This is a genomic window from Microcoleus sp. PH2017_05_CCC_O_A, assembly GCF_020738785.1.
Classification (GTDB): Bacteria; Cyanobacteriota; Cyanobacteriia; order Cyanobacteriales; family Microcoleaceae; genus Microcoleus.
In genome coordinates this window covers 1-14,838 of sequence record NZ_JAEQCB010000002.1, presented here as the reverse complement: position 1 = coordinate 14,838, position 14,838 = coordinate 1, and the positions used below count along the sequence as shown (strand labels likewise).

The 14,838-nt window shown below is 43.6% G+C and carries 13 protein-coding genes; 5 read left to right on the top strand and 8 right to left on the bottom strand.

The annotated features are described in order from the left end of the window. Window positions 1-104: 104 nt before the first annotated feature. Complete coding sequence (locus tag JGK20_RS00445; RefSeq protein WP_293228773.1) at window positions 105-371, top strand: DUF4351 domain-containing protein; 267 nt, start codon at window positions 105-107, stop codon at window positions 369-371. 192 nt (window positions 372-563) lie between these two features. On the opposite strand, the gene JGK20_RS00440 is transcribed toward JGK20_RS00445, so the two are convergent. Next, window positions 564-755, bottom strand: coding sequence for a hypothetical protein (locus JGK20_RS00440; RefSeq protein ID WP_293228770.1), 192 nt, complete (start codon window positions 753-755; stop codon window positions 564-566). On the opposite strand from JGK20_RS00440, the gene JGK20_RS00435 reads away from it, so the two are divergent. Continuing rightward, window positions 736-1,428 (top strand): hypothetical protein, encoded by a 693-nt coding sequence (locus JGK20_RS00435; protein ID WP_293228767.1) that lies wholly within the window; start codon window positions 736-738, stop codon window positions 1,426-1,428. The genes JGK20_RS00440 and JGK20_RS00435 overlap by 20 nt on opposite strands. Window positions 1,429-1,666: 238 nt before the next feature. After that, window positions 1,667-2,731, top strand: coding sequence for a PepSY-associated TM helix domain-containing protein (locus JGK20_RS00430; RefSeq protein WP_293228764.1), 1,065 nt, complete (start codon window positions 1,667-1,669; stop codon window positions 2,729-2,731). Between the two features lie 58 nt (window positions 2,732-2,789). Here the strand turns inward: JGK20_RS00430 and JGK20_RS00425 are convergent, their stop codons facing one another. Further along, the gene (locus JGK20_RS00425; RefSeq protein WP_293228761.1) at window positions 2,790-3,875 is read right to left on the bottom strand and encodes a hypothetical protein; all 1,086 of its coding nucleotides are present in this window, start codon (window positions 3,873-3,875) and stop codon (window positions 2,790-2,792) included. A gap of 90 nt (window positions 3,876-3,965) precedes the next feature. After that, window positions 3,966-5,636 carry a TonB family protein gene (locus JGK20_RS00420; protein ID WP_293228758.1) on the bottom strand — a complete coding sequence of 557 codons (1,671 nt, stop codon included), beginning with the start codon at window positions 5,634-5,636 and terminating at the stop codon, window positions 3,966-3,968. A gap of 866 nt (window positions 5,637-6,502) precedes the next feature. On the opposite strand from JGK20_RS00420, the gene JGK20_RS00415 reads away from it, so the two are divergent. Both JGK20_RS00415 and JGK20_RS00410 read left to right on the top strand, forming a co-directional pair. Then, window positions 6,503-7,162: a MotA/TolQ/ExbB proton channel family protein gene (locus JGK20_RS00415; protein ID WP_293228755.1), complete on the top strand. Its 660-nt coding sequence runs from the start codon at window positions 6,503-6,505 to the stop codon at window positions 7,160-7,162. After that, window positions 7,146-7,547 (top strand): biopolymer transporter ExbD, encoded by a 402-nt coding sequence (locus JGK20_RS00410; RefSeq protein ID WP_293228753.1) that lies wholly within the window; start codon window positions 7,146-7,148, stop codon window positions 7,545-7,547. The genes JGK20_RS00415 and JGK20_RS00410 overlap by 17 nt, the downstream gene beginning before the upstream one ends. 575 nt (window positions 7,548-8,122) lie before the next feature. Here the strand turns inward: JGK20_RS00410 and JGK20_RS00405 are convergent. From JGK20_RS00405 to JGK20_RS00385, 5 genes are all read right to left on the bottom strand, one after another. Beyond that, on the bottom strand, window positions 8,123-9,019 hold the full coding sequence (locus JGK20_RS00405; protein ID WP_293228751.1) for a transposase family protein: 897 nt from the start codon (window positions 9,017-9,019) through the stop codon (window positions 8,123-8,125). A 157-nt stretch (window positions 9,020-9,176) separates the two neighbouring features. After that, window positions 9,177-10,910: an ABC transporter ATP-binding protein gene (locus JGK20_RS00400; protein WP_293228749.1), complete on the bottom strand. Its 1,734-nt coding sequence runs from the start codon at window positions 10,908-10,910 to the stop codon at window positions 9,177-9,179. 195 nt (window positions 10,911-11,105) lie between these two features. Further along, the gene (locus tag JGK20_RS00395) at window positions 11,106-12,911 is read right to left on the bottom strand and encodes an ABC transporter ATP-binding protein (protein WP_293228747.1); all 1,806 of its coding nucleotides are present in this window, start codon (window positions 12,909-12,911) and stop codon (window positions 11,106-11,108) included. A gap of 10 nt (window positions 12,912-12,921) precedes the next feature. Next, window positions 12,922-13,740: a class I SAM-dependent methyltransferase gene (locus tag JGK20_RS00390; RefSeq protein ID WP_293228744.1), complete on the bottom strand. Its 819-nt coding sequence runs from the start codon at window positions 13,738-13,740 to the stop codon at window positions 12,922-12,924. Between the two features lie 173 nt (window positions 13,741-13,913). Further along, complete coding sequence (locus JGK20_RS00385; protein ID WP_293228742.1) at window positions 13,914-14,741, bottom strand: TonB-dependent receptor; 828 nt, start codon at window positions 14,739-14,741, stop codon at window positions 13,914-13,916. Window positions 14,742-14,838 lie beyond the last annotated feature (97 nt).

Genomic DNA, 14,838 nt, shown 5'->3' with positions numbered 1-14,838 from the left:
AATCCCAACATCAACTTAAGCTTGTTGCTATTTATATTCTCATGATTTCACAATTATTGCAATTCTTTAGCATTAATTTATTGTAAAAGTCAAGCGTATTGTCGATGTTGGGAATTACATTGCAGGAAACGAGATTCTATCAAGAAGCTAAGGCGGAAGGACGGCAGGAAGGACGACAGGCAGAAGCCTGCGCGCTGATTATCCGATTATTAACCCGTCGGTTACGACAAGAATTGTCTGAGGAAATGCCCGTGCGCCTTGTCAATCTCCCCTTGCCCGTGCTCGAAGATTTGAGTGAGGCACTGTTGGATTTTGCTACTGGAGAGGATTTGCAGGCTTTGCTGGAGGCGCAGCAGTCGGAAAGTCAATAATTTGGCGGGCTCGTCGATGCGATCGCGCTTCTAGCTTGAGGGCGATCGTCAAAACCTGTCCCAAAATTATTGAGATTAATTATTGATTAATTTGACTTGACATTAGCAATAAGCTATTGTAACTTACTTATTGAAAATAGTTATCAATAAATCAAGATTTGTTAATGCACTCGGATTGCACGGTTGCTCGTGTCAGGCAACTAGATGGAAAGAACGAGTATCCCCAGAGGCTTGCTGTAAATGATAATGAGTGCGACTCCACGGTGCGATCGTTCGCATTTGGGGCTGGCACAGGGGCATTAGCCCTACTTGCGAGTTGGCAACGAATCGATCGCACTCTAATTTTTTATCCCAGGAGATATCTATGAAACGATTCCAACTCAAGGCAATTCTAGCTGTAACTGCGGTAGTGGTGATCGCCTGTCAAGGCACATCAGATATACCTGAAGCGAATAAAACGGCCGATGGGGCAGCCCCAACAAATGCTTCTAGTACCTCTGAAAATACAGCCCCGCAAGCGCCCCAGGCAATTGCGTCCCCATCGCCTGTAGCCACTCAAATTCTCTCCATCAATGCCTATAAAGTCCCTTATTTAGGATTTAATGGCGTGTTTAATCTCAACACAGAACACCAGAACTCTGTCAAAGATCCGCGCAATCCCAAACGCATTGATGTCGAGAAAATGGAGAAATTCAGCTTCTATAAAGATGCAGCCGGTAAAAAACCGATCGCGCGCAACTGCCAGTACGTCTACATGGGTGCAACTGGCGATTCCAAGTATTACAAAGAGTACAAAATAGCTTGGGATTTATTTGAGTTAGCGAAACAGGAAAAGCAAGATCCAGGCTGTAATCGCTTTCAGTATCTCAGTTTCATCCCGCCGCACGGTGCATCAAAGGGTGAACCAATACATATGCACTTTCGCTATGGTAGTAAGCCATCTAGCTTTGCAACGCTTGTGAATATGACCAACGATAAAGAAGATGCCGCTAAATTCAGTCCTTGGTTTGCGACTTATTGCGGTGGTGGCAAAACAAAATGTGGCAAAGGAGAGTAACCGAGATGATTGGTGTCAACTTAAGATAAAAGTTTCAAATAAGTAAGAAAGTTTCAACGCCGATCGCAAATCGTAAATCCCAAATTCTCAAGCTTCTGATTTGACTGTTTGGGGTCAATCTAAAGTCGTAAATTCCAAATCCAAAATTCCTTGATTATCAAATTCAATAACATATCGAAATGGGCGAACTATTCGCAGTAATTGGTTAATTTCCCGTGCATTTTTAGTGAGGTCAAAAATGAAATTCCGCAAGTTTGTTCTCAACATTCACAGTATTATTGGTTTGCTCCTCGGATTAATCTTTACTATCACGGGTTTGACGGGTAGCACGATCGTCTTTCGCCAAGAAGCCGATCGCGCATTAAATCCTGTTTTAATGCAAGTTATTCCGCAACCCAAAAAAGCGTCGTTCGTTCGAATTTTTGAATCAGTTCAACAAGCTTATCCAACTCTGGAAGCGCCGTTCGTTCGCTTTCCCAAAACACCACAAGATACCTATAACTTTGGCGGTAATTTGCCAGACGAAAATCATTTAGAAGTCTATGTGAATCCTTATACAGCAAAGGTGTTGGGTGCGAGAGTGTGGGAGCGATCGTTTATCGGTTTTATGCACACTTTACACTACACCCTATTGCTGAAAACGCCCGGTCATATTGCAATGGGTTTTGTAGGTGGATTGCTATTGCTGACTACTATCACCGGAACGTTACTGTGGTCGGGTTGGCGAAACTTAAAAATCGGATTTAAAATTCGTTGGAGGGCACCCGCACCTTTATTGAATTACGACCTGCATAATGTCGGTGGTATCCTCACAACAATTCTGCTCAGCATCCTTGCTTTTACCGGCTCAGCGATTATTGCAGCGCAGTTTTTATTAGGTGGAGGGGGCGGTCAAGTTCAAGCAAAACCCGTTCCAAATAAAACTCAAACACCAATTGCACTGAGTCAATTAATTCAAAAAGCCGATGCAGCGCTTCCCGGTGGCAAGATTTCCTATGTCCAATTTCCCGAAGACAAGGGAAATAAGCTAGTTATTCAGAAAAGTTTTCCAGAGCAAACAACGGGACATTTTGACTTGAGTGCAGTCGAGATCGATCGCTTTACAGGCAAGGTATTGAAAGCAGAAAAAGTGCTTGAACCAGATCCCCTATTTAAGGTGTTAGTGACGATCGTTAATTTGCACTACGGCACCTTTGGCGGACTTGCTACGCGCATTCTCTATGTCTTCATCGGCTTAATGCCAGCAGTTTTATCAATCACTGGTTTAGTGATGTGGAAACGGAGATCGCCTTTTAAAACATAGCGGGATGTTGGTTTTTACTGCGACTCAAACGTTAAAGATGAAATCGATCGCCCGTAGATTATTTTTTAATTTGACCTTGTTGCCAATTTCCTTCTACCTTAGTGCCATCTGCATAAACATAGGCACCTTGACCGTGTTTTTGACCGTTGAGGAATTGACCTTCATAGCGATCGCCATTGGCATAGATACACTTACCTTTACCGTTGAACTGACCATCGTTAAATTCGCCTTCGCAGCGATCGCCATTCGCAAAAACATAAACTCCTTTCCCGCTCATCTTACCCTTGACAAAAGTGCCTTTATAGCTATTTCCATTGGCGAACTCACGGACACCTTCACCACTAAATTCTCCATTGTCAAACGGCCCTTGATAACGTCCCCCTTCTTTAAAAGTCAACAACCCCTGACCTTGAGTGTTTCCCTTCACAAACTCTCCTTCATAGCGGTTGCCGTTCGGATATTCGCGAACTCCTTTACCGTGAAATTGCCCTTCACTAAATTGCCCCTCATAACGGCCTCCGACCGCAAAGGTATAGGTTCCCTGTCCGTGAGGCAAGTTATTCAACAACTCTCCTTCGTAGCGGTTTTTATTGGCATATTGACAGACACCTTTGCCGTTAACTTTTCCTTCCTTAATATCTCCTTCGCAACGAGTGCCGTCACTGAAAGTAAAAGCCCCTCGACCGCTGGGAGAACCGTTGGTAAAAGTGCCTTCGTAACGAATTCCGTTAGCTGAGGTAAAAATGCCAGTTCCATCGAACTCACCGTTTTTAAAAGTCCCTTCATAGCGGTTGCCGTTAGCAAATTCGCGGACACCTTGACCGTTGAATTCCCCATCCGCAAATTCTCCTTGGTATCGACCTTCTGCTTTAAATGTATAAGTGCCCTTACCGTGAGGTTTGCCGTTGAGAAATTGGCCTTCGTAGCGATCGCCATTAGCATATTGACAGGTGCCGGGGCCGCTGAGTTTTCCCTCACTCAATTCTCCCTCGCAACGTCCGCCATCGGGTAAAGTAATCACTCCTGCCATTGCGCTGTGAGGGTTTGCAAATAACTGAGCCATTCCCAAGTTGGAACCAACTAATAGAGCGAGTCCAACTCGCTGAAGTTTACTTAATTTTGCTGACGATATTCTCAAATTCATAATTCACAAAAAATTCAACTTTTAACTTTGCTATTCCAGGGACGGTGCTATAGAATTCCCAGCCAAATTGCGAGAGTCTCAAAAAAATCCCTACTCATTGAGCCGGAAGGTAATGGATGCTGTTTTTCCTTGAATGCCGCTCTCTGATGAGGCAAATTTCCATTTTTCTACTGTTTTAATCGCTGCGCGATCGAAGTCGTCGTACTTGCTCGAAGTCAAGATCGCGATGTTGAATGCCTTACCGTTGGGGTCAACGTCAAACATGACTTCCACTCGGCCTTGTCGCCCTTCTTGTCTGGCTGCGCTCGGATATTCAGGTTTACCGCAGCTAATGCAAGTACCTGGAGCCGGGCCGTTCGGACGCGAAGGACTCCCCCCGCCTCCTGGATTTGTCGGCTTTGGCACCGCACCCGAACCACTGCCAAATGGCTCTGAAGAAAGCCCCCCACCAGTTCCACTCCCACCGGATGGTGAGTTCGAGGGACTTCCGACCGGGTTTCTGGCATCCCCGATCGCATTTCCAGAATTGCGGCCGCCTCCTGGCCTGGTGGCTGTGACTGGCGGGCCCGCCGCGGGCGATCGGGGCGATCGCCCCGAACCAGTCGCAAATGGCTCTGAGGAAGATATTTCGCTTTCGCTGGCGGGGCTTCCGCCTCCGGGGCTATTAGAGGATGAGGGGTTTGTGGCATCCCCGATCGCATTTCCCGAATTGCGGCCACCTCCTGGCCTGGTGGCTGTGACTGGCGGGCCAGCCGCGGGCGATCGGGGCGAGGGCCCCGAACCAGCCGCAAATGGCTCTGAGGAAGATATTTCGCTTTCGCTGGCGGGGCTTCCGCCTCCGGGGCTATTAGAGGATGAGGGGTTTGTGAGATCCCCGATCGCATTTCCAGAGTTACTACCGCCTCCTGGCCTAGTAGCTGTGACTGGCGAGCCAGTTTGGGGCGATCGCTGTATGGGGCCGGAAGCAGGATTTAATGCCTCATCAGAAGGTTCCCCGCTACCCGCCGAAGCAGATGGCGAGAGCGGGTTGTTTTTTTCAGGGCTGTCGGAGGAGTTGGGATTTCCAGCATCTTTTGTAAAGTCTGTGGAACTGCCAGCGCCCTTGGGGCGGGAGGCGGTAACGGGTGGTTCGCTCGGAGGCGATTGCTGGGGAGCAGTTGTGCTGGGGCTATCAATTTTTGGAGGATCGGGCGAGGGATTTTTGGGTTCGTTGGCGATCGGGGTTTTAGGAGTTTCTGGGGAATTGAAATCCTGTTGAGGTGGGGGGGAAGGCTCCACAGGAGTTGGTGGCGAAGTTTCCGTTAAGGGCTGCTCTTTCTTAATCTCTGGTGGTGGCGTTGCCACTACCTTTGGCTCCTCTGGAATCGGCGGTGGCGTTGCCGCTACCTTTGGCTCCTCTGGAATCGGCGGGGGCGTTGCTGCTACCGATGGCTCCTCTGGAATCGGCGGTGGCGTTGCCGCTACCGGTGGCTCCTCTGGGGGAGTTGGCTCTGGTGGCGGTTCTGGTTTGAACGTCTCAGTCGGGGGAGAAACCTTTTCTGGAATAGCCTGCTCTGGCTCGGTTTCCTCTACTTTAGGCTCATCAAGCACAACAATTTCAATGGCATCCTCTGCAAATTCAGCAGGTTTGACCAAGTTGAGGCTCAGCGGCAGCGCGACACCGTGCAGTAAGGTTGAGGCGATAAAACCGATCGCCAGCACTTTTTTGAGAGCTTCTTCTTGTTGTTGTCTTTGCGTCGCCGAAAAATTTGAAAAACTCATGCCCGATCGATCTCCTTTATTGATGGGTTGGCAACATCCTCGCTGGCTCCCCCACATAACCCGAAACAAGCTACCAACTGCGGGTTGAGCTTGCTATCACTGATGAACTTACTTATCCTATAAGAAGACTGTCACCCTGTTCAAGACTCTTGCTATTAATTTTCATTTATTTAATTTTGATAGAGCGACTAGACGCCACCCCTGGGCATTTCTTTTGGGTGTGCCTGTGTGGCTCGCATGGGCGCTGTCAATGTTCTGATTCTGGCAGGGCCAGCTTCCAAAATTCTTTAACTGCAATACTCTACCCCCGAATTTACCAACAAATTTCAACATTCTCAAGCTTTTTAGAGAAAAACATGATAACTATTTATAATAGTTATCATAAAACAGATAACTATTATTTATTAAAGATTTCTGGGCGATCGCTTGACATTGCCTGATTTTTGTGGAAACCTAGTTGAGAATCTTTTAAATTATTGAAGACTATTGTCAAGTCCTAACGCATATATTTAGCAAAAAAGCATTGGCAGAAAAATCGGTCGGGATCGCAGTAGGAGCATTTTGGGTACAGATGAAGATAGTCAAATACAGGTAGTGCGTTTGTGCGATCGCGCTTGAGTGAAACAATTCTCCGTCTGAATCACCGACGGGGCAGGGGTTTGAAGCCCTTACTCAGGTCGGCAGATTGCGATCAGAACGGAATTTAAATCTCCGTTCTTCTCACTTCGCACTCATCTGTCATCTGTCAACTGTCAACTGTTTAATTGTGCCGACTTGACGCAGAAACTATACCAGCATTCGATCGGGCGGCGTTGCACCATGAGGCAGCTTGGATCGTTCAAAACAGCTAACGAGAGTACAAACCAATGGATAATCTCATTTACATTTTTCGCGCTGGGGGCATTGTTTCTTGGCCGCTGTTGGCCTCATCAATCGCAGCAGTCGCGCTGATTTTAGAGCGTCTTGCTTTTTGGTTTAGAGTGAATCGGCGGCAGCGGCGAGTCGTGAGGGAAGTGCTACAACTCTACAGTCAAAACCCCGATTCCGCCATCAAAAAATTACAAGTAAACGCCGATTTGCCCTTAGCCCGAATTTTTTTAGAAGCATTAGAATTAGACTCGCCCAACATCGAAGAATTTTGTTTGGTTTTAGAGAGTGCAGCTCAGGCAGAAATCCCCATTTTGAAGCGATTCAATACAATATTTGACACCATTATCACCCTCTCCCCACTATTTGGGTTGCTCGGAACAGTTTTGGGGTTAATTACCACCTTTGATTCTCTGAAACTGGGAGATGCCGGAGGCACCAATGCCGCAGGCGTTACCGGTGGGATTAGCGAAGCCCTCGTTTCTACGGCAATGGGGTTAGTCGTGGCAATCTTTACGCTTTTATTTGCCAATATGTTTCGCGGTTTTTACCTACAGCAGATAGCTTTTATTCAGGAATCTGGAGGTCAGCTAGAGTTATTGTACCGTCACCGCTACGAAAAACTATCAAGAGAATCTAACTATGCGCCTACCCGATGAACCTGATAATATTGCCCAAATTAATATCGTGCCACTAATTGATGTGGTTTTCGCCATATTGACGTTTTTCATTATTTCCTCCCTGTCTTTATCCAAATCCGAGGGTTTGCCTGTAAATTTACCGAAAGCAGCAACCTCTCAAGTTCAGGAATCGCCTTCTAAAATCACCGTCACGCTCGATGCTCAGGGAAAATTAATGGTTGATAAAAAGTCAGTCAACTTAGACCAGATTGAGAGTACGGTGCGACAGGTGATGGGGTCAAATCCGAGCTCCTTAATTGTGCTGAATGCGGATAAAAGCGTCAATCACGGAAATGTTGTGGAAGTCATGGATAGATTGCGCCGAATTAAGGGAGCTAAGTTAGGGATTGCTACCACAAAGTAGGGAGCTAATATAATTCCTAATTTGTATTTCTTCATACCTTTAAACTGAAATTATCCCGTGCAGATGTACTAAAAAAGCCTGTAAGCCTGATTAAAAAGTAAATACAGGCTTTGATACCCGGATTTTAGTACCTCTGTAATTTCAGATTATTTTAATAATTTCATCAATAAAATTGCTCGTAGTGTAGTCATTTATTACGATCTTTTTGTGGTAAAATTATGCTTTTTTCAACTAGCCCTGTCAAGGTGTATGCTGAGCCTGCTCAACAAAGGAAGTTGGCAACAAGGTCAGATTCAAAAATAATCTACGGACGATCATTGGTGACAAGTTAAGGAAAAAGGGAAATTGTCAAGGGTAGTATTTGCATTGGCCTGGAATCGTGGGAAACTTAGAATAGACATCTCCAAAAACAGTTAAAGCCTTTGTGTAACTAGGCTGTAAGACGTAAATGCAATCATCATAAATTAGCGACTCTGTACGCTCTAATAAGGCTTTGAGATATTTATTGTTGATAATTAAGCCAAAATATCTAGTTATGTGTGTTGATTTTAACCTGATGATGTAGCAGATATTTATCATTGTAATATTAGCGCTCTAATTCGCAACCTTACTATTCCACAAATCGTCAAAACTACTTCCTCATATTTCTGGGGATTTAACCTAAATCTTTCTTGGAGAACTCGAAATATTTTGAGGGAGCGAATTCGATGTTCAACAAAGATTCTTTTGCCAGAAAATGCTTTGTTTTGTTCTTCTTCTTCAGTTGTTAATTCTCGATTCTTGGGTTTCTTCATAGGAGTTGTCATTAAAGCTTCTCCAACGTAAGCTTTATCTCCCTTGAATTTTTGTTGAGGGTCAAACTGTGAGCGTTCTTCTCGGAATAAAGTTATATCGCTTTTCGGTCCAGGTTTAAGTGCCACAACATCAACGATATCTCTACCATCTGGCATGACAATTATTTGACTTTTAAATGTATGATTTTTCTTCTTACCTGAAAAATATTTTTCTTGTTCATCTTGAGCTCCAGGTCTTTCTCTGACTTGTTCGTAGGTATCTACTATTAATTCATATTCTGTGAGTATTTCCTTGACCATTTCATAGTCAGCAGCGTTTTTTTTTACTTGCTCAAGTAAGCTACATGGTAGCAATTCTCGCAATTGAGGCAACCAATAATTAAACGTATCATTAGCTGTAGATTCACTTACTCCAAACTGGATGCCCAGAAGTTGAAAGGTTGTCATATGCCTCAGATAGACCAACGTTAAAATTATTTGTTCCCGCATAGATAATTTTGATTTACGCCCGCCTCCACTAGCAATAATTCTAATTTTCTTTGATTCTAGTAAAGCTTGTTTTTCATGATGTAATCGTTCCGCGTTTTGAATTAATTGTTGTAGTTGTTCATAATCCAAACCAATTAATCGCTGTGTTTCTTGAGGATGCTCTTCAATATGATTTAGTATGTCGGTCATGTTTCGGTGTTAAAAAAGCTTTATGATGTTATTTTACCACGAATGTTACTATTTTGGAGATGTCTCTTGCTCTACTGCTGCCGCTACACCGGGATTTTGGTTGAGATAAAATGTAGCGTCAAATAACAGGTCAGCATCCAACATTTTTTACTCCTTATCAAACTTCAATTTTCCAACTTCTGGCTTGTTGTCGATCGCTCCAAAAGCGACTATAAAGATTGCCGTTTTTAATTAATTCGCCGTGATTGCCCCGCTCAATAATTTTGCCGCCTTCAATTACTAAAATTTGGTCGGCATTCTTAATAGTTGAGAGTTTGTGTGCAATAACAATTAGCGTCTTTGATTGCACCAAAGAGTCGATCGCCTGTTGAATTAGCAGCTCATTTTCCGGGTCGATCGATGCTGTAGCTTCATCCAACAGCACGATCGGCGCATCTTTTAAAATGGCTCGGGCGATCGAGATTCGCTGCTTCTCTCCGCCAGAAAGTGCAGATCCGCCTTCACCGACAGGAGTGTTGTATCCGTCGGGTAATTCTAAAATAAATTCGTGACACCTTGCAGCTTTAGCTGCTGCTTCCACTTGCTCTTGCGTAGCATTAGAATTGCCAAACTTGATATTGTTGAGTATAGTGTCGTTAAACAAGTAAACGTCTTGAAACACTATGCTAATATATGATAGTAGTGTATCGTTTTTTAAATCTTTGACATTTACTCCACCTATTAAAATATCGCCATTACTGACATCCCAAAACCGAGCAATTAAGTTGCTAATAGTTGTTTTGCCAGAGCCAGAAGGGCCGACAAGTGCCGTTACCCTCCCCTGTTTTGCCGTGAAGCTAATGTTTTGCAGCACAGGAATCTCTTCATAGCTAAAAGAAACATTTTTAAACTCTATATCGAACTGTTCTAAAGTTTTGTCTTCTTTTACTTCAAGGAGTGGCTGAACTTCCAGCAAGTTAGATATACGGGCGATCGCTTCACTTGCTTGTCGCTGATTGCGAGATAATTCGTCAATTTTTTGCAAGGGGATGTAAAATCGCAAACCCAGCACCAAAAACATCAGAAAAACTGGTACAGTCAATTGACCTTGCAAAAGCAAATAGGTTCCTGACAGCAAAAGTGCAGCAAAACCTAATTCTAAAGCTGTGTTAAAAGCTACGTCTGCGGGTGCTAACTTTGTGGCTAAATTAATGTTAGCTTCTCTGCTATCCTTAACAGCTACAGCGAGCTTTTGGAATTGCATCCCCGTTCGATCGAATCCCCTAATTTCTCCAATTCCATCGATATATTCCATGATTTGTAAATTGCTCTGGATTTGCGATTTTGCTTGGAGTTGAGTCAGTTCTTTGAGCCGACTTTGACTCCAGTTATAAATCGAGATAGCCAACGGAATTCCTGCTACTGTAGCTATGGCCATCCGCCAATCTATAAAGTATAAAAACAAAGCAATAAAAGCAGGTATGCTAATAGCATCAACTATAGTTGGAAAGGCATACATATAATCAATTTTCATCACATCAGCGGTCACAATTGTGTCGATCGTGCTGGCATTCATCTCTGAAAAAACCCCCATTGAAAGTTTGCGAATCCGATCGCCTATCTCGTTTTGGATTCTGCCAGCAATGCGGGCTTGGATGCTGCTGTAAATACGGTATGCTTGGTAACCAAAAATCGACTGTAACAGAATGCAAGCTGCTACACCAATTATCAAATAAACAAATTTCCAAACGTCAATATTTTCATCGAATAAATCTAGCAAAATTAAGTAGAGAAATACCGTAGGTGTGCTCGTGAATAATGCTGAGATTAATTTTAGTAGTGTTGCCACAACTAGATCCGATTTATCTTGTTTTGTGCCTAGATTGTAGAGTTGTTTTACAAAGGAAATCATTGTTTATTTACCCGCGATTGTAACTATCATGTTAATACAGCACTTCCGGCTGCTATGAGGTACGCAGACAGTATCGAAAGTTAGGACAGGAAAGGGATACGAGTAAAACTGTGCTTCATAATAGCCGGAAGTGCTGTATCTTTGCTGTCAATTATGGATATTACAGTATTGCCTCAATAAAAACCAAGGCTGAAGTTACTTTGCTTCGCTTGCAACTACAGAAATACTGTGTTCTTGCGTAAGTCTTATTGCATTAAGCTCTAAGTCTTGCACCGTGTTATGAGCCTGCCACATTTTGCCGTATAACTCACTTGTTTGCAACAGTTCGGAATGGCGACCTCGATCGACTATCGTACCTTTATTTAATACAATAATCTGGTCAGATTCGGTAATAGTTGATAGTCGGTGAGCTATGACAATTAAAGTTTTATTTTGAATCAAACTACCGATCGCTTCTTGAATTTTGGCCTCATTTTCTGGGTCTAAAAAAGCTGTAGCTTCATCCAATACAACAATTGGAGCATTTTTTAAGATAGCTCGCGCAATCGCAATTCGCTGTTTTTGTCCACCGCTGAGTTTAGCACCTCGCGCACCCGCAATAGTCTGATAACCTTGCGGCAGGGCCTCAACAAATTCGTGAACTAGAGCCATTTTTGCTGCTTCAATAACTTCTGCATTGCTGGCTTTTGGGTTCCCTAAGCGAATGTTTTCCCAAATAGTATCTTGGAATAAGAATACATCTTGAAACACGAATGCTACTTGCGACATCAGAGTTTCAAAAGACATATCCTTAACGTTAACCCCACCAATGAGAATTTCACCGCTATCTGCATCCCAGAACCGGGGAATTAGCCGTGCGACAGTCGTTTTTCCTGCTCCAGAAGGCCCGACAAAAGCAGTTACAGTTCCTTGTTTTGCGGTAAAACTGATGTCGCGAAGTGTCTGTTTTTCGTTGTAGCTAAAGGCAACATTACGAAATTCAACGCTAGAGTTTTCCGGTTGGCGATCGCACTCTGACACCGACAACGCTTGCTCGTTGAAAATTCCTTCAATACGCTTCATACCCTCAAACATATAATATCCGTCTGAGAGAATTGACATCAGTTTAGACAGCGGTGCATTGAAACTCAAACCTAAAACCAAAAACAAAATTAAGGTTGACATATCGATGCTGCCAGAAAGATAAAGCCAAGTTCCTACTGGTAAAATGGTAACGATATTAGCCGTGATACCGACAAAAAATACTGATAAACCGGGTAAGGATTTCCAAACCCATTCTTGGTAAATTTTGTGATAGCGATTGACAGCATTTTCGTATTTTTCGTAGGACGTTGCTGTTTGCCCGAATGCCTTAACTACTTTCATTCCCCGCACGTATTCAACGATCGTGCTATTCATGTCTTCCAGGGAATCGTGAAACGGTTTGTAAAGGGGTTTCACAGCAGCTTGAACTGACCAAGCTTGACCTGCAAGGGCGATCGGAAAAACAGCAAGTGTTGCTAGAGTCATCCGCCAGTCAACAGTAAATAGATAAATGGTTGTCAGCAAAACTAATGTTGTGACAGATACGAAATCTGGTAAAATATGACCTAAAGCCTCTTCAAGATTTTCAGCATCGTCTGCCATAATCTTTTTAATTTGACCGATCGAGTTTTGATTGAAGTAACCCAAGGGAACCCGATTTAACTTTTGGGCGATCGCCAATCGCACGTCGCAGATTATCGCATTAGCTGCACGGTGAGAAATGGATATTGCTAAACTCTTACACAAAGACTTGAAAAAAATGGCAGCTACACTAACAGCAGCCAATATCCAAATATAGTTTCGGTCAATTGGCGGATTGAGTAACTTGATCGCCATCAAATAAATCAGAACAAACGGCACTAGCCCCAGCAATGTACCGATCGCAGCCATACCGATTGAGAGACAAATTGGCAACAGTCGCTGTTTCACTAAATCTAATAAGATGCTCTGCTTTGTTTCCGAATTCAGTACATTCATGATTCAAAATTCACTGATTAATTGTTTGCACCAACGGATTGAGTTTGGTTTCCACAACCAGACAGCCATTGCGAATATAAGGAATCCAAGAAAGCAAGCGCACCATCAAAGGCCAACGTTCCGGGTACGATCGAAAAAAGGATCGAACGTTTACTAGCGACAATCCCAAAGCTTCAACATCTCGTTCATCTCTGGCATACCACTTTATCGGTGCTCCCAGTTGAGCCAATTTACTGCCAGTTTTTTTACTAGAGTTTCCTACTACGTCCATTACCAAAGTTGCACCGGGAAACTTGCGGCGCATCTCGTTAATTAACTGCTGCAACTCGTTAATTTCAAAGTACATCAGCAATCCTTCAGCAATGAACAAAATGCTTTCAGGTTCCCTTTTGGGTAGTGCGTCCATCCAATTAAAATCCATCACCGAACTGCGGATAAATTGATGTTCGTTTGTCTCGGTGTCTAACTGTTGTCTAATTTCAGTCACGACGGGAAGATCGAGATCGATCCAGATCGATCGGTCCTTGCCGACACGATGATAGCGACTCGATAAACCAGCACCCAATTCTACAATTAATGGATACCTAAAATTAGCAATATGACGTTCGGCAACTTCATCAAATAGTTTGGCCCGCACAGCCCAAGCAATTTGAGATACTGGATTGTAAAATTCCTCTAGTTCCTTATCCCAAGGCAAAGATTTTATCCATGCAGCAGCGCGATCGTCTTGAAATAAACCGTCGGGGCGATCGTGTTCGTCCGCACGCCCTCGCAGAGTTAAAACCATTGTGCGCGGTACACCGCTTAACTGAACATTTGACTCAGACATAAATCGATCTCCTGTTTACTGATTGACTAAAAGATAGCGCGCCATATCTCCGATCTTGAAATCAAAATACTTCTTAACATCAGGTTTAGGAGATGTTTTCACCCAGTCCTGAACCTAAGATGATTACATCGAATTGTTGATTTTTGCTGCTTGTCATATGTTTCTCCTACTGACTAAAATTGCGTTGTGACTTGAACTCCAATAGTTCTACCTTCGCCAATACCACCGTAGAAACGATCGCCGTCAAAGCGATTTTTAAAACTCGAAGTGAGATAGGTTTTGTCAAACAAATTATTGCTAAATAAATAAATCCCAAAGTTATCAAACTCGTAGCCGATTCTGGCATTTACTAAACCAAAGGGACTCCGTTTTGCTTGGTTGGTTTCTTCAAAAAAAGTAGTGCCAAATCCTTGTAACTCAACCCTGCTAAAGAATCCATTAGGACTGCGGTACTGCGCTCCTAAATTGTAGGTGAGTTCTGGCGTGTTTGATAGCCTATTTTCTCCCAAATTTATTCCAGCTCCATTGGTATATCTGTCATATTTGGCATTTGTATATCCCAATCCTGCATTTAAGTTAAGTCCTGTTGCTGGCTGTGCTTTTACTTCTACTTCTAAACCCCAAATATTCGCAGATTCAGCATTAGTAATTGAGGATATATTGGGAGGAATAAAGTCAATGACTTGATAATCTTTGACTCGCGTGTAGAACAGAGATAAATTAGCTAGAAGGCGATCGTTAAACCAGTTGGTTTTTGTCCCAATTTCGTAAGTCCAACTGCGTTCGGGGTCGAATGCAGCAGCTTCTGGAGTGCTGGGAAGCGAACTAAAGCCCCCATTCTTGTATCCGCGACCGATGCTACCGTAGATCAATACGTTGGGATTAAAACGGTAATCTATTGCAACTTTAGGAAGAATTACATTGTTGCTGTCGCTGAGATTGATATCTGGAGCCGCAGGGGTTCTCACTCCTGCCAATTCAAGCAAAGACTGACGTTCCATGCCAGGGCTATTTCATTCTAAACAGCTTCTTCAAAACGTCTAGACCATAGCCAGCGAGCCGTTGTGCCTGTGCCATATTTGTTTCTCCAGCTTCTCG